This is a genomic window from Variovorax sp. P2_H12 (genome assembly GCF_056403395.1).
Genome location: NZ_JBFUFO010000009.1, coordinates 1 through 20295, shown reverse-complemented (window position 1 = coordinate 20295; position 20295 = coordinate 1). Strand labels below are relative to the sequence as shown.

Genomic DNA, 20295 nt, shown 5'->3' with positions numbered 1-20295 from the left:
ACTCCTGGGGGATCCGAGCCTGGCAGCCGACGGGCATCTCGACCTGGCGGTCATCAAGGAAACGCGGCTTCGCGCCTTGAAGGATGTTCACTGCGCCGAAGGCCGGTCGGATCCGACCCTCCTGTGTACGCCTGCCGACACGGTCGCGCAACTGGTTTCCGAGGGGCGGCACCCATGCAGTGATCTCCGGGTGCTCCGCCCTCCTGGAGACGGGCCCTGCTACCCGGCATGCTCCGCGGCGGCGAAAGACCGTACGGCGCCGGAGGGTTCGTCGGTCGTCCGCCGGTCGCCGGATACGGCGCGCTTGATGTGGCGGTCGTTGAGCAGGAAGTGGGACAGCGCCGGGATCAGCACGAGAGCGCCGACCATGTTCCACAGGAACATGAACGTCAGCAGGATGCCCATGTCGGCCTGGAACTTGATCGGCGAAAAGGCCCAGGTGATCACACCGGCGGCCAGCGTCACGCCGACGAGCGCGACCACGCGGCCGGTGAAGAGCAGTGCATCGCTGTAGGCCTGTGCCAGGCTCAGGCCGCGGCGCTGCCCGGCCAGCTGCACGCTCAGCAGGTACAGCGCGTAGTCGACGCCGATGCCCACGCCGAGCGCGATCACCGGCAGGGTCGCAACCTTCACGCCGATGCCCAGCAGCACCATCAGCGCCTCGCACAGGATCGAGGTGATGACCAGCGGGATCACCGCCACCACCACCGCGCGCCACGAGCGGAAGGTCAGGAAGCACAGCGCGATGACCGCGGCATACACGTACAGAAGCATCGTGCGGTTGGCCTCGTGCACCACGATATTGGTCGCCGCCTCGATGCCGGCCGAGCCGGCGGCCGGCAGCACCTGCACCACGGCGGGGTCGGTCGGATGCTCGGCGACGAACTTCTCCACCACGCGCAGCACTTTCTGCAGCGTCTCGGCCTTGTGGTCGGTGAGATAGGCCACCAGCGGCATCACCGAGCATTCGGTGTTGAACATCTCCGGGTTGTTGACCGTGGCCTGCTGTGCGCCGTAGTTCAGGATGTCCTGGTTGCGCGAGATGGTCTGCCACTTCAGGTTGCCTTCGAAGGAGCCGGCGGTGATCTGCCGCACGACATCGGTCAGCGCGATGGTGGTGCGCACCTGCGGCAGCTGCTGCAGTTCCCAGGCCAGGCGGTCGACGTGCACCAGCGTGTCGTACTTGAGGCAGCCTTCCTTCGGCGTCTTGATGATGACCGCGAACAGGTCGCTGGACAGCGAGTAGTTCTTCGTGATGAACGCGTTGTCGCGGTTGTAGCGGGAGTCCGGCCTCAGCTCCGGCGCGCCGGGATCGAGGTCGCCGACCTGGAGCCGCGTGCTGATCGCATAGCCGCCGACCGTCAGCGCCAGCGACCCGAGGATGGCGGCGAGCGCCCAGCTGCGCCTTTGCGCGAAGTGGCCCAGCAGGCGCCACACGCGCCCGCCGCGGCCGGCGGCTTGTTCCTGCTCCAGTTCCAGGCTCCGGGCGGCCGCGGCCGGGCTCACGCCGACGTACGACAGCAGCACCGGCAGCAGCAGCAGGTTGGTGAAGATCAGCACGGCGACGCCGATGCTGGCGGTGAGCGCCAGTTCGCGGATCACCGGGATCGGGATCAGCATCAGCACGCCGAAGCCGATCGCGTCCGCCAGCAGCGCGGTGACGCCGGCGAGGAACAGGCGGCGGAAGGTGTAGCGCGCGGCCACCAGCCGGTGCGTGCCGCGGCCGATGTCCTGCATGATGCCGTTCATCTTCTGCGCGCCGTGGCTGACGCCGATGGCGAAGACGAGGAAAGGCACCAGCATCGAGTAGGGATCGAGCTCGAGCCCCACCAGTCGCACCAGGCCGACCTGCCAGAGCACCGCCACCAGCGAGCAGGCCAGCACCATCGCCGTGCTGCGCACGCAGCGCGTGTAGCCGTACAGCAGCAGGCCGGCGACGATCGTGGCGACGCCGAAATACAGCATCACCTGCAGCAGCCCGTCGAGCAGGTCGCCGATGATCTTGGCGAAGCCGATGACGTGCACCTTCACGCCCCAGGGCTTGCCGTCCGGCGCGAGGCCGTGCTCGTACTTGTCGCGGATCCTGGTCTCGACTTCACGCGAGAGCTGCCAGTAGTCGAGGCGGCCGTCCTTGCCGCCGTCGAGCAACGGCGCGACGATGGCACTCGACTTGAAGTCGTTGGCCACGATGCTGCCGACGAGACCCGCCCGCGCGACGTTGAGCCGCAGCCGATCGACGCTGGCGGGTGCGCCACTGAAGTTGTCGGGCATGACCGGCCCGCCTTGAAAGCCTTCCTCGGTCACTTCGGTCCAGCGCGTGGCCGGCGTCCACAGCGACTTGACCCAGGCGCGGTCAACGCCCGGCGTCAGGAACAGGTCGTCGTTGATGTGCTTGAGCGCATCGAGGTAGCGGGCGTCGAAGATGTCGCCCTTCTCGTTCTCGACCACGACGCGCAACGTGTTGCCCATGCCGCGCAGTTCGCTGCGGTTGTTGAGGTAGTTCTGGATGTAGGGATGACCCACGGGGATCATCTTGTCGAAGCTGGCGTTGAGCGCGACGCGGGTGGCGAAGATGCCCAGCACCAGCGTGGCGACCAGGCAGGCCAGGGCCACCGCCAGGCGGTGGTTGAAGACGGCGCGTTCCAGCCAGTTGCCGGAGTCGCGCGGGAAATCCGCGAGGTCGCGCACGACCGGCATGCGGTCGAGGCCTGAAGAGACTGCCATTTCTATTTGTCCTTGGTCGCCAGCTCGATGGTGCGCAGGCCACGCGGGCCGCCCACGACCAGCGAGGCATTCGAGCTGAACGCGACGGCGGCCAGCGGCATTTGCGGGCGCAGGCCCGAACGGGTGAAGTGGCGTCCGCCATCGGCGCTGAGCGCAATGCTGCCGCCCTGGTCGACGAGCGCCACGGTGCCGTCGTCGGCGACCGCGCCGCTCACGATGCTGGCCGGCAGGCCGGTGTCCACCGGCTGCCAGGTCCGGCCTTCGTCGACGCTCAGGAAGGCATTGCCGCGCATGCCGAAGGCCAGCACGCCGGCGCTCGTCGCCACGACGCCGAAGAAGCTGCCCTTGTAGGGCGAGGTCAGCGCGCGGAATCGCCGGCCATCGGCGTCGAGCTTCAGCAGCAGCCCGGCTTCACCGGCGGCGTAGGTCGCGCCGCGCGCGGCGCAGATGGCGTAGATGCTCAGCAAGCCGGGGTTGTCGACGCGGTCGAACCACGACTCCCAGCGCTTGCCGCCATCTGCGGTGCGCAGCACGAGCCCGTAGGCACCGACCACGAAGCCTTGGCTGGCGCTGTGGAAATGCAGGTCGAGGAAGGGCTTGTCGGGGCCGGCCTCGGCATTGCGCCTGGCTTCGTCGAGCAGCTTGCGGTCGGCATCGCTGGCATCGGCCGCGGCGGTGCGTTGCCGCATCTGATCGAGCACCAATGCATTGGCCTGTCGTCCGTCGAGCAGTCGCGTCCAGCCGAGGCCGCCGTCGCGCGTGCCGAGCACCACGCCGTCGTGGCCGGTGGCATAGCCGATGCTGTCGTCGACGAAGCGCACGGCGGTGAGGTCGATGCTCACCGGCACCTCGGACTGCACCCACGGCTGGCCGCCGCCGGACGAATGCAGGATATGGCCGCGCTGCCCGACGGCCACCAGGCGGCCGCCGGCGCGCGCGATGCCGGTGATGAGACGCTGGTCGGCCACCGCGCTCATGCGTGCCGGCAGGTCGAGCATCTCGCTGCCGCTATCGGCCTTGCCGGCTTCGCCGGCGCGGGCGCACACGCCCGCGCCGGAAGCCAGGGCGGCCAGGAGGATGCTGCGACGCTGCATGCCTGCTCCCGTCAGCGCACGCCGGAGCCGGCCAGGGCGTCCGCGGACCAGGCGTTGGCCGACTGCGGCTCCATGAACTTCAGGCCGACGTTGTAGGCGCCCATCAGGCCGGTCATGTTGTAGCCGCCGGTGGTGAAGTCGTGGAACGACTGGCCGACGCTGGTCGGTGCGGGCACTTCGTAGGCGGGGTTCGAATACACGAAGCCGGCGCGGTAGAGCTGGCCGCGCGCGTCGTATTCGTCCGAAGCCACGGCGATCCAGCTGTCCTCGTCGATGTAGAAGGTGCGCTTGGCGTAGATGTGGCGCTTGTCGGCCTTCAGCGTGGCCTCGACCACCCACACGCGATGCGGTTCCCAGCGCACGTAGTCCGGGTTCAGGTGGTTCGGCGTGGTGGTCGCGTACGGATCCTTCGCGTAGATCAGCTTGAACGCGTTGTAGGGAACAAGCATCTCCTGCTTGCCGACCAGCTTGAAGTCGTAGCGGTCCATCGCACCGTTGAAGACCCAGGCGTCGTCGTACGTCGATGCGCCGGCCGAGCCGGGGTTCGGCGTGTCGTAGGCGATATCGGGTGCGAGCTTGACGCGGCGCTGGCCGGGCAGGTACTGCCAGGCGCGGCGGCCGTACTTCATCGGGTTGATGTAGTCCTGCGCCAGCAGCGCTTCACCATTGCGGCGGGCCGGCGCGGTGTAGGCGATCCTGGTGCGGAAATAGATGTCGCTGTCGCTCGATGCGCCGGTGCGCTTCGGGTCGTAGTACGGATAGTCCATGTGGATCTGGCCGGTGGTGGCGAGCACCGCCTTGCCAGACGAATCCACATTGATCGAGTCGTACTGCGTGTAGGAGCTCTGGCCGGTGAAGCGCAGCAGGTGGTTCCACATCGCTTCGTTGCCGGTCTTCGGGATCGGGAAGGGAATGCCCGCGTAGGTGCCTTCCAGGCCCAGTCCGTCGTCGGTGGTCTTGACGGCGGTGGCGTTCTTCACCGTGTTGTCGAGCACGTACTTCGGGAAGGCCATCGAGCGATGCGACGGGTACACGTCGACGCGCATCGTCGGGTACTTCTTCAGCATCTCCCTGGTGCCGGCGGTCAGCTTGGATTCGTACTGCGCCATGTTCTGCGCCGTGATGGCGTAGAGCGGCTTCTCGGCGGCGTACGGGTCGGGGCGGATGCCCGAGCCCTTCTCGTAGCCGGGCGGCGGCGTGGTCAGGCCGCCGGTGTACTCGGGGATCGTCTTGTCGGCATTGCCGGCGCGCTCGGCGCCGGTCTGGGTGAGCGTGGTGCCCAGCTTCTTCGCTTCATCGGGCCCGACGGCAGCGAGGACGGATTGAGCGGCCAGCGCGATCACTGCGCCGGCCACGAGGGTGAGTTTCTTCATGGGAATGTCTCCGTTCGGTAGGGGATCGATCGACCTCAGAAGGTCGTCTTGAAAGTCAGCAGCACGTGGCCACGGTCGGACAGCAGCGCGTTGACGCTCTCGGCGACGTTCATCGCACCGGCCGCCGTGGTGCTGTAGTTGCCGTAGAAGCCCACGTAGCGCAGCGCGAAGTTGTACTTGTTTCGCACATCCGCGGCGACGCCCAGCGAGTAGGAGCCGTTGTTCTTGGCACCGCCCGTCGTCACGGCCGAGATGCCCGACAGACCTCCGCCCCAACTCAGCGGCATAGACAGGTCCACGCCGGGGTAGACCTGGAACCAGGTCGGCGTGAAGTTGATCGCCAGGCCGAAGTAGTCGCGCGTCACCGCATCGACGTTGGCGGCCACCGCGCGGTAGGCCGCGCTGCCCTTGAAGACATTGGGGTTCTGCGCCACGCTCAGCCAACGGTTCCAGGTGACTTCGGCCATCCAGGTGGCGCTGTCCCACAGCGGCGTCCTGGAGACCGAGCCGATCAGGTTGAACACGCCGTGCATGGTGTTGCCCACCGCGCCGGGCGCGCCGCCGTTGGCAAGCTGCGCGGGCGTGATCTGGCCGAGCGCCGGATTCGCCAGGCCGGCCGGGAGTACCTGCACCGGCGTGCTCTGCAGCGGCATGTTGTGGCGGTAGCTCAGTTCGGCGCCGAAGCTCAGGCCGGCGATGTTCTTCGCCAGGCTCAGGCCGTAGATGTCGATGTCCTTGCCGTAGAAGGCCTGGTACTGGCCGAGGTAGCCGGCGCGGATCTGCGACAGCGTGGCGGCCCCCGGGTTGATGTAGCAGGTGGTCGGGCCGATGGCGGTCGCGCCGGCACGGGCGCAGGCGGCGGCCGGCACGGCGGCCACTGCCGGCGTCAGCGCGAGCTGCGGCTGGATGTCCGCGGTGCGGCGGCCGTAGAGGCCGGCGGTGCCGTCGAGCCAGTCGGGGCTCCAGCGCGCCGACAGGCCGAAGTCGCCGTTCTTGTTGGGCTCGCCCGCGGCGGCCTGCAGCAGCCGCTGGCCCGGGCCCGTGATCAGCGACTGGCCGCCGTAGAGCAGTGCGTCGTTGACCGTCAGGTAGCTGCCCGATTCCGGATAGCGCGCTGCTTCCCAGTCGAAGAAGGTCTGCGCCGACAGCGACAGGTCCGGTGCCGGCTGCACCTGCAGGGTCATCTGCGTGCGCGGGCGATAGAGCTCCTTGGCCTCGATGCCGGGCGTCGCCAGCGCCTTCCAGAGGTCCAGCGAATACTGGCCGTAGGAGATGCCGTGGATCGCACCGCCGCCCAGCAGGCTTTCGCCCCAGTAGACGGTGGTCTTGCCGAGCCGCAGGCCGACGTTGGTGTCGCCGAAGTCGCGGCTGCCGAACACGAAGGCGTCGAGCAGTTCGCCCGACGGGCCCTTGGCATAGCGGCTGGTGTAGGGCGACAGGATGCCCGCGGTCGGCAGGCCGTACGACAGGGTGTTGGCGGTGGCGTTGTTGTGGTTGTCCAGGCTGTTGTAGGCACCGTCGGCCCAGGCCGCGCCGCTGACGCGAAAGCCGTACTTCTTGTCGACCACCATGTCGAACTCGCTCAGCAGATCGATCCGGCTGGCGATCAAGGCGCCGTTGCCGAAGTTGCGGTCGCCGTCGTCGTTGTTCGGATTGCCGAGGATCGCCTTGGACTGGTCCTGCGTGCGATAGCCCAGGTTGTAGCGCACCGTGTTGTCCCAGCGCACCACGACATCCGGATTGCCGGTATCGATCTCCATGGCGCGGGAGGTTGAGGCGAGCGCGAGGAGCGCGAGCGCTGCAGAAGTCAATGCGCTGAGGCGGTGCCTGGTGACCGGCGTGCGCGTGAGGTGCTGGGGCATGGAGTTGTCTCTTGAATTCTTTTTCTGATGAGTTGGCGGCGAAGATGCCGGCTCAGGCGATCAGCTTGACGACGTTGTGATAGCTGTTCGGCAGCAACCGCGACAGCCAGAACAGCGTGGTGGACTGGTTGCCCGTCACCACGCGCTTCTTGCCTAGCCGCACGCCTTTCAGGATGGCGGCTGCGCAGTCCTCTGGCGGAGTGGTGAGCAGCTTTTCGCCCAAGGCCGAGAAGCGCGCCTCTTCCTTTCCAGCGTTCTTGCATCGCCGGCCGGCTCGCTCGAAGTTCGTCTTGATGCCGCCAGGGTGCACGCTGAGCGCCCGCACGCCAGTGCCTTCGAGTTCACGCCACAGGCACTCGGTGAGTCCGCGAACGCCGAATTTGGAGATGTTGTAGGCGCTCTGGGCCGGAAAGCCGACCAGCCCGAACACGCTCGACATGTTGACAATGCAGCCCTCGCGCTGCGACAGCATCATCGGCAGAAAGGCCTTGGTGCCGTAGATCACGCCCCACAGATTGATGTTGAGTTGCCACTCGATCTCCTCGATCTCGAGATGCTCCACCGTGCCGATCACGGTGACGCCGGCGTTGTTGAAGACGAAGTGCGCAGCGCCGAAGTCGCGCCTCACGTCGTCCGCGTGCGCAAACACGGCTTCGCGCGACGAGACGTCGAGCGCGTACGCGCGCGCCTCGCTGCCGGCCGGGAGCTGGCGAATCGTCTGAACGAGTCCCGTCGCGTCGACGTCGGACAGCGCGAGTCGCGCACCGGCGGCGGCGAGCTGAAGGGCCAGCGCCCGACCGATGCCCGAACCGGCGCCGGTGATGACCGCGACCTTGCCTTTGAAATGGGGTTGCACGAAGTCTCCTTAGTTCTTGGTGAGAATATGAATGGCAAGGGCGGCCTCTTCGATGCCCTGGAGGCCGCCCCCGTTTTCCTGGATGGCATGGCGTGCGCCGTGGACCTGGCGTGCGCCGGCTTCACCGCGCAGTTGAGTGACCAACTCGTGGATCTGGCCCAGCCCGGTCGCGCCCAAGGGGTGGCCCTTGGACTCCAGGCCGCCGGAGGGATTGATCGGAATGCGTCCGCCGATGGTGAAGTCGCCGCGCTCTGCGGCGGGGCCGCCTTGTCCGAGCGGGACAAGGCCGAGGTTTTCGGCCTGGATGATCTCCCCCATCGCGGACGCATCGTGCACCTCGGCCACGTGCATGTCGCCGGGGCCGAGCGCGGCCTGGTCGTAGGCCTGCTGCGCTGCGAGCCGGCCGATGTTGAGATCCGGCTGATCGAGCCCGCGCACGGTGAAGCTGCGCATCACGCTCGCAGCGACTTTCACGTTGCGCGAAGCCAACGCGCTGATGCGGCGCAGGCCCTTTGCGGTGCAGATGATGACCGCCGCCGCACCGTCGGACAGCGGCGCGCACATCGGCAAGGTCAACGGATAGGTGATGGGCGGCGCGGCCAGGACTTCGTCGATGGTGAATGGCTTGCGAATCTGCGACAGCGCGTTGTGCACGGAGTGCAGATGGTTCTTGGCCGAAACCGCTGCGATCTGTCGCTGCGTGGTGCCGTGCGTCTTCATGTGATGACGGCACAACGCCGCGTAGATCGCCATGAAGCGGCTGTAGGGCTTGTCGGATTCCGACCCCGGAGGCGGCTCGATGCCCTCGCCCATGCGAATCAACTGCTCGTAGTTCTGCTGTGCGCGCGAGACGTCCCAGCCGGCCTCGAAGAGCGCGAAGGCCTTGGGCTTGTCGGCAACGTTCATCTTCTCCGCGCCCAGCGCGAGTGCGATGTCGCAGGCACCCGCCTTCAGGTGCTGGACGGCCAAGTGGAGCGCCGTGCTGCCGGAGGCGCAGGCGTTCTCGACGTTGAAGATCGGAATGCCTGCGATGCCGCTCTTGCCGAGGACGACCTGGCCCGGGATCGAGAGCTGCCCCTGCAGCGGCCCGTTGGTCACGCCCGAGTAGAAAGCCGCGCCGAGATCGCCGATGTAGCATCCCGCATCCTGCAGGGCGCCATTCAGCGCTTCGCCCGCCATGTCTTCGAGCGAACGCTCCGGATGGCGACCGAACACGGTCATGCCGACGCCGGCAATGTAGACGCCGTTCATGGTGGCCTCAGGCCGCGCTGCGCTGCAGGAAGCGCAGGAACAGCAGCGAGTAGATGACGTCGCCGCTCACCAGGAGCGCCATTTGCGGCGTCGTGCTGCCCGCCAGCCAGTTCGCCCAGACGATCGCCACGACCGCCAGCTTGCCGAGCACACCCAGCGCGACGATGCCGCGGTAGGCGGTCGGCGCCATTCCGACCAGCCAGTAGCCGCACCCGAAGACGAAGATGGCGCCGAGGGTGATCTGGCCGAACAGGGACTGCAGCGGCGGCTCCAGGCCCAACGCATGCGCAAGGAGCGCCAGGATCAACACGGCGGCCCAGTTGAAGAGCGCAGCGGAATAGAAAAGGGCCTTGGTTTGTGCGAGTGTCATCGTGGTTCTCGTGGAGGTGTGGCGGTGCGGGAGCGCTCAGATCGCACGTGCGGCATGGGCCCAGTAGGGAGCCCGCAAGTCCTTCTTGAGGACCTTGCCTGCGGCACTGCGCGGCAGCGCGGCCGTGAAGTCGATCGTTTTCGGCGACTTCACCGGACCGAGCTTCTCGCGGCACAGCGCGATCAACTCGTCGGCGCCGACTTCCTGGCCGGGGCTCAGTTCGACGACGGCCTTCACCGCCTCGCCCCATTTCTCGTCGGGCACGCCGATGACGGCACAGTCCTGCACCGCGGGGTGCGCCCAGATCACCTGCTCGACTTCGCTCGGATAGACGTTGAAGCCGCCGCTGATGATCATGTCCTTCTTGCGGTCGGTGATGTGCAGGTAGCCCTCGGCGTCGAGGTGCCCGACGTCGCCGGTATGCAGCCAGCCATCGACGAGGGTCTCGGCGGTCTTCTCCGGGGCCTTGTAGTAGCCCTTCATGACCAGGTCGCCGCGCACGCAGATCTCGCCGGTCTCGCCCTGTGCCAGCAGTTCGCCGCGTTCGTTCATGATCTCCACGCGCACCAGGGGATTGGGCCGCCCTACGGACGACAGGCGCTCATCCCCCGCGATGCGACCGAGGACGAAGTGCTCGGCCGGTGTCAGGAAGGAGATCGAGGCCGGGCATTCGGTCTGGCCGTAGCCGCCCATCATCACCGGGCCGAAGACTTCGATGGCGCGCTTGAGCTTCTCGACGGACATGGGCGCCGCACCGTAGAGGAAGTAGCGCAGCGAGGCAAAGTCGACCTTCTCGATGCCGGGAATGTCCAGCAGCTTGTAGATCACCGTCGGCGGCAGGAAGAGTTCGGTCACTCTGTGGCGCGCGATCGCTCCCAGCAGGAGCGCAGGGTCCGGCTTTGTCAGCACGATCACGGTGCCGCCGCGGGCCGTGCAGGGCACCGCGAGCATGCCGGCGGTGTGTGTGATCGGCGCCGCGGCCAGGTTCACCGGATATTCGTCGCCGCCGTAGCTCGCGGCTGTCATGAAGTGTGCAATGAAGGCCTGCAGGCTTCGGTGCGTGTTCATCACGCCCTTGGGGCTGCCGGTGGTGCCGCCGGTGGGCGACAACGCGACCACGTCGTCCATGTCGCAGGCCACATCGGGTCGGGTGGCAGCCGCTGTTTCCGTCCAATCCGCCAGCGCTTGCGCACCGGGATGAAGGCCGTCCAGGCAGATCCAGCGCTGAACCTTCGGCAGGCGCTCGCGCAGCGCGTCGATCTGGGCGCCGAAGGCCTGCTGGAAGAAGACGATCTCGCAATCGAAGCTGTCGAGGATGTAGTGGTTCTCCTCGGAGGCATTGCGCACGTTGATGGGAATCCACGTCATGTTCGCGCGCCACAGGCCGAGGGTGCAAATCCATGCGGTCACGTCGTTGCCGGCCCAGACGGCGCCGCGCGTACCCTTGGCGAATCCGTCCGCCAGCAGTTGGTTGGCGATGCGGCAGGACAGGTTGCCGACCTCGTCGAAACTGTACTTTCGCTCGTCCTGGATGTAGGCGATGCCGGTCGGGTTGATGCGCCAGCCGCGGTCGAAGAAATCGATGATGGCCATGGGGCCTCCTTTGGAATCTCGGGCGCGAGCGCATCCGCAGGGCCGGCGGCTGCCGGCCCGAGATGCCTCGCGAGAATGATCAGCGTGTCAGAGGTGCGTGACGGTGGCTCTCGCCAGCCCACGCTGCTCGAGGAAGCCCAACAGGTAGCGATGGCCCAGGGCCTTGGCGGCCGAGGCGAAGCCGACCTTGGCGGTGTCGTTGTCGATCAGCTTGATCGCAGCGGCCGCCTGCAATACGCCGGTGGAAATGTAGGGAGTCAGGCCATGCACCGTGGCGCGCACGGCCGCGAGATGACCGCGGCCGATGGCGAAGTCGACGGTGCGCTGGATCGTGGTGCGCTCACGCGGCGGCATCTGCGGCGTCGTGGAGTCGACGAGATGTTTGACCACCGCATCCTGCTCGCCCTTGCTCAGGTGCTTGTATTCGGCTTCCCACTTCTGGCCGACCGAATGCACCAGCTTCATCACCTCGTTGTCATAGAAGCCGACGGCCGATGTGCAGGCCCGCACGCGCGAGTCCTGCTCGTAGAACACCGGCAGCGAGGTGCCGCCCCAAGGAAGGCAAAAGATCGGCTGCATGAAATCGGGCGAGACGATGTTGTAGCTGGTGCCGGGCGCATGCTTGACCAGCTTCTTCTCCCACAGGTAGAGCTCTTGCTCGCGATACTGCCCGAAGATCGACGCGGTCGAGCCGACGGTGACACCCGAGCCGGCGCCGCGCGGGCCACGGCACAGGGTGGCGGTCTCGAGCGTGTCCACGCCCTCGGTTTCGAGCGCCAGTTCGGCGGCGATTTCCGCGAAGCTAAACATGTAGGAAGTAGACGGCGCTACCAGCAGACCGGCCTGGCGGAACAGACTATCGAATTGCTCGCGCACTTGCAGGATGTAGGCCTGCTCTCCCGTGCTATCGACATAGTGGCAGCCCGCCTTGAGCGCGGCTTCGACGGCCACCAAGCCGAAATCCACGAATGGACCGACGGTGTTGCAGACGACCTTGGCGCCCGCGAAGGCCTTCGTCAGCGACGCGACGTCGTGGTCGCATTCGATGATTTCATAGGTCGCGGATTCCAGGCGGACCACGCGCTGCGCCATCATTTCGCGGGTGCGTGCGGCGCTGCGGGCGACTGCGGTGAAAGGAATGTTCTGGTCGATGAGCGCGTCCATGATGAGCATGCCGGTGTAGCCACTGGCTCCATAGACGACGACGGGGTGCTTTGCCATTGCGAGTCTCCTGTGTGAGTGTTGCGCTGCTTGAAGAAAGGGCCGAACGCCTCAGCCTTGCCGCCAGTGTCCTGATTTGCCGTGTGCCGCTCAATCACGGAAAGCCGGGAATTCATTCCAAGCATCGATTCACGGAATTCCGTGAACGACTGTCCTTCCCCCGCGCCAGATGGTTGCGCGAGACCTCAGCCGCCTTGACGCGCGCGCCTTCGCCATCAGTACTTACCCGGAAGCCGCAATCGAAGTTCGCAATGGGAGAATGGCCGCACTCCCGAAAGTCACCCGCCCGCTTCTGTGATGTTGTCCTATGCCCCAAGGCCGCTATTCCTGAAGCTGTGCGCTCCTCGTCCGGTTCCTCATGAAATCGAGCGCAACGCGGTCGCTGCGCTCCTTGCTCAGTCTGCGGCGAGCGTGGTGCTGGTCACTGCGCCAGCGGGATACGGGAAGTCCACCGCCATGGGGCAATGCCATCGTGCGCTGCATGAGCAGGGGATCCCGGTGGCGTGGCTGACGGTCGATCAGGACGACAACGATCCGGGGCGATTTGTCTCTCATCTGCAGTCGGCGCTGGCGCCGGTGTTTTCGAAGTTGCTTCCGGCGCGCGCGCTCGTCGAAGGCGACCATGCCGATGCGACAGCAGGCAGCCGTGCCTACCAGCTGCTCAACGAGCTGGCCGCGGTCCAAACCGGCTTCGTGCTGTTCGTCGACGATGTCGAACGTCTCGACAACCTCGAGGTACTGCACACATTCGTCCGTGTCATCGACACACTGGGACCGGACCAGCGCGTCGTGATCGGCTCGCGTTCGATGCCAACGCTGGCACTGGGACGGCTTCGAGCGCAAGGGGCATTGCTGGAGATCGATCGGAAGGCGCTGCGGTTCTCGATGGAGGACATGCGCGACTACCTCGCCGCCCGTCTGACCTCACCCATCGATGAGCCCGACCTGGCCATGCTCCAGGCCCAGACCGATGGCTGGCCTGTGGCCTTGCAACTGGCGGGCTCGCTCATTGGCTCCGCAGGCGTCGATGCGGCTTTGCGCGGTACCGGGGAATTTTCACGGGCCATGGCAAGCTATCTTGCCGAAGACGTTCTCGCGAGACTGCCATCGCATCAGTTGGACTTTCTGCGGCAAACCGCCCTGTTCGAAACCTTCTGCGCCGCCATGTGCGATGCCGTCCTGGACCGCGCAGACAGCATGGTCCTGCTGCAAGAGATCGAACGCGAGAACATTCTCCTGTTTGCTGTTGAATCGGACGGCGGCGATTGGCATGAGTACCATCCGTTGTTTCTGGCATTCCTTCGCAATCAACCGGGTGTTCCGGTAGGCGAGTCAGCGCATGGGCTGCACGTGAGGGCCGCAAGGTGGTTGGCTCAGGAAGGTCGTTTGATACAGGCCATCCACCATGCGCTCGCAGGTGGGGCGGTCGAACTCGCTGCCCAGTGGATGGCGCTTTGCGCCTCCGAGATGATCAATACCGGCCAGATCGATGCCCTGGCCAAATGGGTCGCCTCCATCCCCGAACACTTGTTGGAAGCGCACCCGGACCTGGCCATTTCCGGCGCCTACGCCATGGCCATCCGTCATCGCCACGCGGCTGCAATTCGGCTGATCGACATCGTCGAACGCGTGGCTGCGTCGGATTCGCAAGTCGCCTCCGAGTTGGTGGGCGCAAGGCTGGCTGCCTATTCGTGGGGTGACGAGGTTCCGAAAGCCACGGCACTCGCCCTCGCCTGCGTGGGCGGCTCTGACGCTGCCCCACCGCGAACTCGCGGCTTGATCCTCAACGTGTCCGCCTACGCCTGTATTTGCCGAGGAGACTATGCACAGGCACTGCGCTATCTGGCCACCGCCAAGCGCGCCTATGTCGGCGAGATCCACGGGCTCAATCACACCCTGTGTTTCGAAGGGGCGATTGAGCTGCACCAGGGCAACGTCGGCGAAGCGCGCCTGCGCTTCGAGGCCACATTGCACAAGATCATCGACGCGGGCTATCGATTCACGGATGCGTCGGGCGTCGCTGCAGCCCATTTGGCCGAAGCCCTTTACGAACTGAACGACCTCCAGGCTGTAGAGCTTCTGCTGGAAGACTACCTGCCGACCATCCGGGACGCCTGCACCGCGGATTACGTGATCGTCGCCTTTCGTGTGGCGGCGCGCACGCACGCCTTGCGCGGGCGCACCCAGTCTGCCCAACAGACGCTCTCCGAGATGCTTGACCTTGGCGACGCCTGGGGCATACCTCGTATCGCCTCGGCAGCCCGGCAGGAGAAGCTGAGACTGGCACTGCTGGGCGGCGACCTGGCGAGTGCGCGCCACCTCATGACGCTGATCGAGCAAAGCGGCGGCTGGAAAGCCGAGGCCGGCCAGTTCCTCCATGCCGACGATCTCGACGATGGCTTCATCACGGCCGTGCGGCTTTCCATGCGCTCGGGGGCGGCACCGTCGATGATCCCGCGCGTGCAGGAGGCGGTGGCGCAGGCCGAGGCGGCCCATCACACGCGCCGTGCCGTGCGCCTGCGCTGCCTGCTGGCACAGGCCTACGAGGCCGCGCTCAAACGCCCGCAGGCGCTGGAGGTGCTCGAGCAAGCGCTGGATGTTGCCAGTACCAAGGGACTTGTGCGGGTGCTGGCCGACGAACCCTGGCATCTTCAGCCCCTGCTGGAGGCGATGGCGACACGGGATGGCGTGCACCCCCTGCATCTGGCCGCGGTCTGCGACGCCATGCGCCACACCCTGATGGCGGTGCCCCCGGCTCCAGCCCAGAGTGCGACCGAAAGCCTGCTGAGCCAGCGCGAGCGCCAGGTGCTGCGCCTGCTGGCCGACGGGCTATCGAACAAGGAACTGAGCCGCAACCTGTTCATCAGCGAGAACACCGTGGAAAGCCACCTTCGTCGCATCAACGGCAAGCTGGGCGCGAAGAACCGCATGCAGGCGGTCACACGGGCGCGCGAATTGGGTCTGATCTAGGGCCTGTTCGACCTAAGGCGTCCGCGCACACCTTCCCCAAAGGGAAGTAGACGGCGAGCTCGGGCGCGCTCAAAGTACCTGGGGACCGATGAGCATCAGCACCCTGCCTGTGCAGCGGTCGTCGATGAGGACCCATGCCTTGACCCATCACTCGCGTCGTCCTCGCGGCAGGAGCGGCGCGATGGACTCGGTCGAGGGTCTGCAAAGCGGACTTCAATGGGCCTCTCGGTCAGGCTCCCTGGGTCCCAACCCGTTCTGGAGAAATTTGAATGAACATCAACCTGAAAAGAACCGGTCATCGGCTTGGCTATGCCTTGCTGGCGGCCTCGACGCTGCTGGCATCCCATCGCATTGCACTGGCCCAGGAGACATCGGCGCCGGTCGCAGCATCCGCGAAGGCGTTCAAGGACGAGCGCGCCCTCGGTCTGCTCAAGGCCATGAGCGACACGCTGGCCGGGGCGAAAACCCTTGGATTCAAGGTTCGCGGCATCGTCCCGACGCCCTCTCCGACCGGGCAGTACGTCAGCCTGTTCGCTTCTTCGCGCGTGGTGATGCAGCGGCCCGACAAGCTGTTCGTGGCGGCGCGTGGAGACCTGTTCCCGAGCGACATCGTCTACGACGGCAAGACGGTGACCGCCATCGGCGTGGACCGCAAGTTCTATGCGCAACGCGAGGCAGCGGGCGGCGCCATCGAATCACTCATGAAGAGCGAGCTGCCGGGGTCCGATGCCACGACGCCGTTTCTGGATCTTCTCGTTCCGGACCCCTATGCGTTCCTGACGAAGGATCTTGCCAGCGCGTTCTGGGTCGGCCAGTCGACCGTCGGCGGCGTCAAGACGGATCACCTGGCGTTCACTGCCGAGGGACTGGACTGGGAAGTCTGGATCGGCGCCATCGACAAGCTGCCGCGCCTGATGGTCATTTCCTACCGCAGCGGCGATCGTCAACCGACGTTCACCGTGGAGTTCTCCGATTGGAAGCTCGGCGCACCCGTTGCGTCGCAGACCTTCAACCCGTCCATCCCCAAGGGTGCGGTGAAGCTCGAGTTCAAGCAGATCGAACAAGTCAAGTGATCACGCAAAGGACAATGTGATGAAGCAAATCAAGACACTCGTCATCAGCGTCGCGATCGTGACCGGCACGCTCGCTCCCTTGTCTGCTGCGAATGCATGGGTCGCCGCTGCGGGCGGCTGGCGCGGCGGGGCTGTGGCGGTCGGTGGCGTGCACCGTCCCTACTATCACCCCTACTACCGCCCCCCCGGCTGCTACGGCTGCGGTGCTGCCGCCGGTGCGGTCGCCGGCATGGCGGTGGGCGCCGCGATCGCGACCGCGGCGCGCCCCGCCACGGTCGTGGTCCAGCAGCCATCGGCCATCGTCGTCCAGCAGCCCGTCTATGGGGTCCACCCCAACTTGCCGATCGGCACCCAGGTGGCGCAGATGCCCAGTGGGGCGAGGGATATGGTCGTGAACGGCACCCACTTCTATCAGGCCGGTCCGAATTGGTACAAGCCCTATTTCGGGTCCAGCGGCGTCTACTACGAAGTCGTGCCTGCACCTTAGGGCAGTCCGGCATGGCTCGCTCATCAATCTACAAAGGAAAGAATAGAAGCTCATGAAACAGGTACTTTTTGGCGCGGTCATCGCCGCCGCGATCGCCACGACGGCTTTCGCACAGCCCTACAAGATGACGACACCTATCGCGCCGGGCGTCGCCGTGCCGAACAAGATCGATTCTTCGATCGGAACCCTGAACCTCAATTACGGCTACCCGTCGGCCGAAACCGTCGACAAGATCTACGACAACCTGGACCGTTCGCGCGCCCTTCAGGCCTATCTGCTCGCGATCCCGATCGTCAATCAGGCCGGTATGCGCGAATCGCTGCGCAAGTTCGGACCCGACAACCAGACCAACGTGATCTGGGAAAATCTGCTCGATTCGAAGACCGTCGCCCTGACCGGCAACGACAACACGATCTACAACTTCATGTGGGTCGACACGAGCAAGGGTCCGGTGGTGGCCGAGATTCCGCCCAAGGTGCTCGGGACGGTCGACGACTTCTGGTACAAGTGGGTGGGCGACATCGGCATCACCGGGGCCGACAAGGGCGAAGGCGGCAAGTACCTCCTGTTGCCGCCTGGATTCAAGGGCGACATACCCGCCGGGTATCACGTCTTGCGGCCGAGCACCTTCGGCAGTTACTTCGTCTTTCGCTCTTTTCTCGTAGACGGCTCCACCCAACCCGCCGTCGAATCGGCCAAGAAGAACCTGCGCCTCTATCCCCTGGCCGAAGCCGCCAACCCGCCGAAGATGAAGTTCGTCAATGCCTCGGGGCTTCCAGCGAACTTCGTCGCACCGGGTGACTATTCGTTCTGGAGCTTGTTGAACCAGGTCATCCAGGAAGAGCCAGCGGAGGGTTCCGACCCGACCACCCTGGGCCTGTTCGCCTCGATCGGCATCGTCAAGGGCAAGCCATTTGCGCCCGATGAGCGGATGAAGAAGATCCTCACCGACGCCGCCAACATCGGCGCGGTGACGGCACGCACCATTGCCTTCAAGATTCGCCCGAAGGATGCGTATTTCTATCCGGACAGTGCGTGGCGCCTGCCGTTCCTGGGCGGCTACAAGTTCGAGTCGGCGCCCGGTGTCAGCAACCTGGACGGTGCCGTCTTCTTCTATTACTTTGCCATCGCCGTGACGCCGGCGATGGAGGAAAAGATGGTGGGCCGTGGGTCGCAGTACCCCTGGTCGGTCCAGGATGCGAAGGGCCATCCGTTGGATGGCGGCAAGAACTACAAGCTGCGCCTGCCGCCCAACGTCCCGGTCAAGGATTTCTGGTCGGTCATCGTCTACGACAACCAGACCCGCTCGATGGTGCAAACCGACCAAAAGGCCCCGAGCGTCAGCAGCCAGAGCAAGGGCGTCAAGACCAATGCGGACGGCTCGGTGGACGTCTACTTCGGACCGAAGGCCCCGGCGGGAATGGAGAACAACTGGGTGCAGACGATTCCGGGCAAGGGCTGGTTCACGCTGCTGCGCCTCTACGGTCCGCTGGAACCGTGGTTCAACAAGACCTGGCGGCCGGGCGAGATCGAGCTGCTACCCTGATCGACTCCGGCACGAAGCCGGTCAGGAACTCAACGGCGGCACGTGAACGGGCCGCCGTTTTGCTTCTTGCAGAGAGCATCGGTCCGGGTGAACGCCCGACAATCTGCGTAGCCGCTGACATGTCACCGACGTGCGGCCGGCGCGGGTTCGGGCGCCGCGTCAAGTCGTCCGTCGTCGAGGCCTATTTCTTGGCCGGTGCCGCCGGATCCACGGAGAGCGCCAGCGCCTCGGCGTACACGGCATGGATCTGGTCGCCCACCTTGATCAGCCTCATTTGGCCGGGGTCGCGTAGCTTCAGATCGACGACTTGCTTCGGTCCGCGCAGCGTGACCGTCTTGGCCCAGGTATGGACGGCGATCACGTCGGCTGTGACTTCGACCTGCTGCGCGACCGTTCCTGCCGGCCAATCGCCAGCGGCGGCTCGCGCGGCGTCCTCGGTCTGGACGCTGCTGCGAAGTTCCTTGCCGTCCTTCCTGAGTGTGAGCGACAGCGCGTCCAGATAACGCACCGTGACGCGGTCGCCGAGCTTGACTTGCGCAAGGTTGCGTACATCGGGACCGGCCGTCAGGGGGAGCACCCTGCCCTTGCGGCCCTTGAGCACAACCCGACGCTGCATCAGATCGACGGCCTCGACCGTGCCGGTGATCTTCGTGGCGCGGGCGAGCGTCGCCTTGCCCGACATCGGTTCAGCCATTGCCACGGTATGGGCGACTTGCTTCTGCTGTGCGGGAGCAGGCATCGAGAGTGCGCTCAGCAGCCAGGCGATGATGAGAATCCGTGGATGATTCAAGCTGAAATTCAGTGTGCGAGTCGGCGGGGCCGCGCAACTCGGCATCAGCAGCTGCTGCCAAGCTCGGTCTTGCTTTTGCGCAGCGGCTTGATGTCGCGGGCCATCAGCGGCGTAACCGCCCGGCGGGTGAACGTGCGCAGATCGGCGTCGGTGTCGTCGCCGTTCCAGGAAACCTCGAAGGACAGCGCGCCGCCCGGCAGACTCCAGCGTTCGATCTTGATGTGGTCCGCCTCGATGCGCAGGACCTGGCTGCTGCAGCCGAAAGGTTTTGCCGCGAACCGGGCCGGCAGCACGTTCGCGAGCGAGCCGCCGGCATCGCAACTGCGCGAATAGCTCTTCTGCGGCAGGCCTTCGGCCGTGAAGCCGATGTCGATCTCGGTCTTGTGCTTCGTGTACGGCTCGAACGGACAGCGCCAGGCGGCGAGCGGGCCGCTGGCCAGGAACGGTACGTCGCTCCGGAGCTTGTACATGGCTTCGGTCCGCTGCCCGAAGCTGCGTTCCCGGGCGATGGCGCGGGTGCCCGGCGGCAGGTCGGCCGGCTGCACCACCGAGAAGTAGCGCACCGTGAAGGCCTTCCGCTTGCCGTGCGGGAGATCGAGCAAGACCACGACCTCCTCCATGCTTCGCGGACCGCCTTCCGATGGGTCCCAGCGGATCGCGAACTCGGCACCGTCGGCGGCGAGTGCCGCATGTGCCAGCAGCGGCCATGCCGCCGCGGCGACCAGTGTCCGGGCGAAGCTTGCAGACGTCGCCGCCATTCAGTGCTTCTTTCCCTTGTGCTTCTTCGGCTGGTCCGCCACGGGCCCGCCGCCGCCGTCGTTGAGCACCAGCTTGCTCGGATCGAGCTGTCGCTTCTGCAGGTCATGGCGAAGGCCGGCGTCGCTGAGGTCGATCTTGTGCGAGGACACCCAGTCGCGATGCGCGGTTTCCTCGAGGCGCTGCACGGTGCCGGAATGGTCGGTCTCGATGGCCAGTTCGCGCCGGCCGTCGAAGCTGCCCGGAGCGAGGTTGATCGAGCCGACGATCGCGCGCTCACCATCGGCCAGCATCATCTTGGCGTGCAGTTTCAGGTGCTTCATGGTGTG

16 protein-coding genes are annotated in these 20295 nt (G+C 65.9%); 4 read left to right on the top strand and 12 right to left on the bottom strand.

Translation table 11 applies throughout. The features are described from left to right. Window positions 1–219: 219 nt before the first annotated feature. The 9 genes from AC1DYK_RS07795 to AC1DYK_RS07755 all read right to left on the bottom strand — a co-directional run bounded on the left by AC1DYK_RS07795 (window position 220) and on the right by AC1DYK_RS07755 (window position 12344). On the bottom strand, window positions 220–2724 hold the full coding sequence (locus AC1DYK_RS07795; RefSeq protein WP_478165738.1) for an efflux RND transporter permease subunit: 2505 nt from the start codon (window positions 2722–2724) through the stop codon (window positions 220–222). A 2-nt stretch (window positions 2725–2726) separates the two neighbouring features. Continuing rightward, window positions 2727–3818 (bottom strand): WD40/YVTN/BNR-like repeat-containing protein, encoded by a 1092-nt coding sequence (locus AC1DYK_RS07790; protein ID WP_478165737.1) that lies wholly within the window; start codon window positions 3816–3818, stop codon window positions 2727–2729. An 11-nt stretch (window positions 3819–3829) separates the two neighbouring features. Continuing rightward, window positions 3830–5191 carry a DUF1329 domain-containing protein gene (locus tag AC1DYK_RS07785; RefSeq protein ID WP_478165736.1) on the bottom strand — a complete coding sequence of 454 codons (1362 nt, stop codon included), beginning with the start codon at window positions 5189–5191 and terminating at the stop codon, window positions 3830–3832. 35 nt (window positions 5192–5226) lie between these two features. Then, window positions 5227–7053, bottom strand: coding sequence for a DUF1302 domain-containing protein (locus tag AC1DYK_RS07780; RefSeq protein WP_478165735.1), 1827 nt, complete (start codon window positions 7051–7053; stop codon window positions 5227–5229). Between the two features lie 52 nt (window positions 7054–7105). Then, entirely contained in the window at window positions 7106–7909 is an 804-nt protein-coding gene (locus tag AC1DYK_RS07775) for an SDR family NAD(P)-dependent oxidoreductase (RefSeq protein ID WP_478165734.1), read from the bottom strand. Between the two features lie 9 nt (window positions 7910–7918). Beyond that, the gene (locus AC1DYK_RS07770; RefSeq protein ID WP_478165733.1) at window positions 7919–9160 is read right to left on the bottom strand and encodes a thiolase family protein; all 1242 of its coding nucleotides are present in this window, start codon (window positions 9158–9160) and stop codon (window positions 7919–7921) included. 7 nt (window positions 9161–9167) lie between these two features. Then, window positions 9168–9530, bottom strand: coding sequence for a hypothetical protein (locus AC1DYK_RS07765; RefSeq protein WP_478165732.1), 363 nt, complete (start codon window positions 9528–9530; stop codon window positions 9168–9170). A 36-nt stretch (window positions 9531–9566) separates the two neighbouring features. Beyond that, window positions 9567–11123, bottom strand: coding sequence for an AMP-binding protein (locus tag AC1DYK_RS07760; RefSeq protein ID WP_478165731.1), 1557 nt, complete (start codon window positions 11121–11123; stop codon window positions 9567–9569). An 87-nt stretch (window positions 11124–11210) separates the two neighbouring features. Next, window positions 11211–12344 (bottom strand): saccharopine dehydrogenase family protein, encoded by a 1134-nt coding sequence (locus AC1DYK_RS07755; protein WP_478165730.1) that lies wholly within the window; start codon window positions 12342–12344, stop codon window positions 11211–11213. Between the two features lie 297 nt (window positions 12345–12641). On the opposite strand from AC1DYK_RS07755, the gene AC1DYK_RS07750 reads away from it, so the two are divergent. The 4 genes from AC1DYK_RS07750 (at window position 12642) to AC1DYK_RS07735 (ending at window position 18420) form a co-directional block, all read left to right on the top strand. Then, the gene (locus AC1DYK_RS07750) at window positions 12642–15314 is read left to right on the top strand and encodes a LuxR C-terminal-related transcriptional regulator (RefSeq protein WP_478165729.1); all 2673 of its coding nucleotides are present in this window, start codon (window positions 12642–12644) and stop codon (window positions 15312–15314) included. Window positions 15315–15583: 269 nt separating this feature from the next. Then, window positions 15584–16387, top strand: a complete 804-nt coding sequence (locus tag AC1DYK_RS07745; protein WP_478165728.1) for a DUF2092 domain-containing protein — start codon at window positions 15584–15586, stop codon at window positions 16385–16387. Window positions 16388–16406: 19 nt separating this feature from the next. Then, complete coding sequence (locus tag AC1DYK_RS07740) at window positions 16407–16874, top strand: hypothetical protein (RefSeq protein ID WP_478165727.1); 468 nt, start codon at window positions 16407–16409, stop codon at window positions 16872–16874. A gap of 52 nt (window positions 16875–16926) precedes the next feature. Beyond that, window positions 16927–18420, top strand: coding sequence for a DUF1254 domain-containing protein (locus AC1DYK_RS07735; RefSeq protein ID WP_478165726.1), 1494 nt, complete (start codon window positions 16927–16929; stop codon window positions 18418–18420). A 181-nt stretch (window positions 18421–18601) separates the two neighbouring features. Here AC1DYK_RS07735 and AC1DYK_RS07730 read toward each other — a convergent pair whose 3' ends face one another. From AC1DYK_RS07730 to AC1DYK_RS07720, 3 genes are all read right to left on the bottom strand, one after another. Continuing rightward, window positions 18602–19210: a hypothetical protein gene (locus AC1DYK_RS07730; RefSeq protein WP_478165725.1), complete on the bottom strand. Its 609-nt coding sequence runs from the start codon at window positions 19208–19210 to the stop codon at window positions 18602–18604. A 44-nt stretch (window positions 19211–19254) separates the two neighbouring features. Beyond that, complete coding sequence (locus AC1DYK_RS07725; protein ID WP_478165724.1) at window positions 19255–19830, bottom strand: hypothetical protein; 576 nt, start codon at window positions 19828–19830, stop codon at window positions 19255–19257. A 138-nt stretch (window positions 19831–19968) separates the two neighbouring features. Continuing rightward, window positions 19969–20295 (bottom strand): phospholipase D-like domain-containing protein (locus tag AC1DYK_RS07720; RefSeq protein WP_478165723.1); only part of this gene is annotated, 327 nt, incomplete at its 5' end.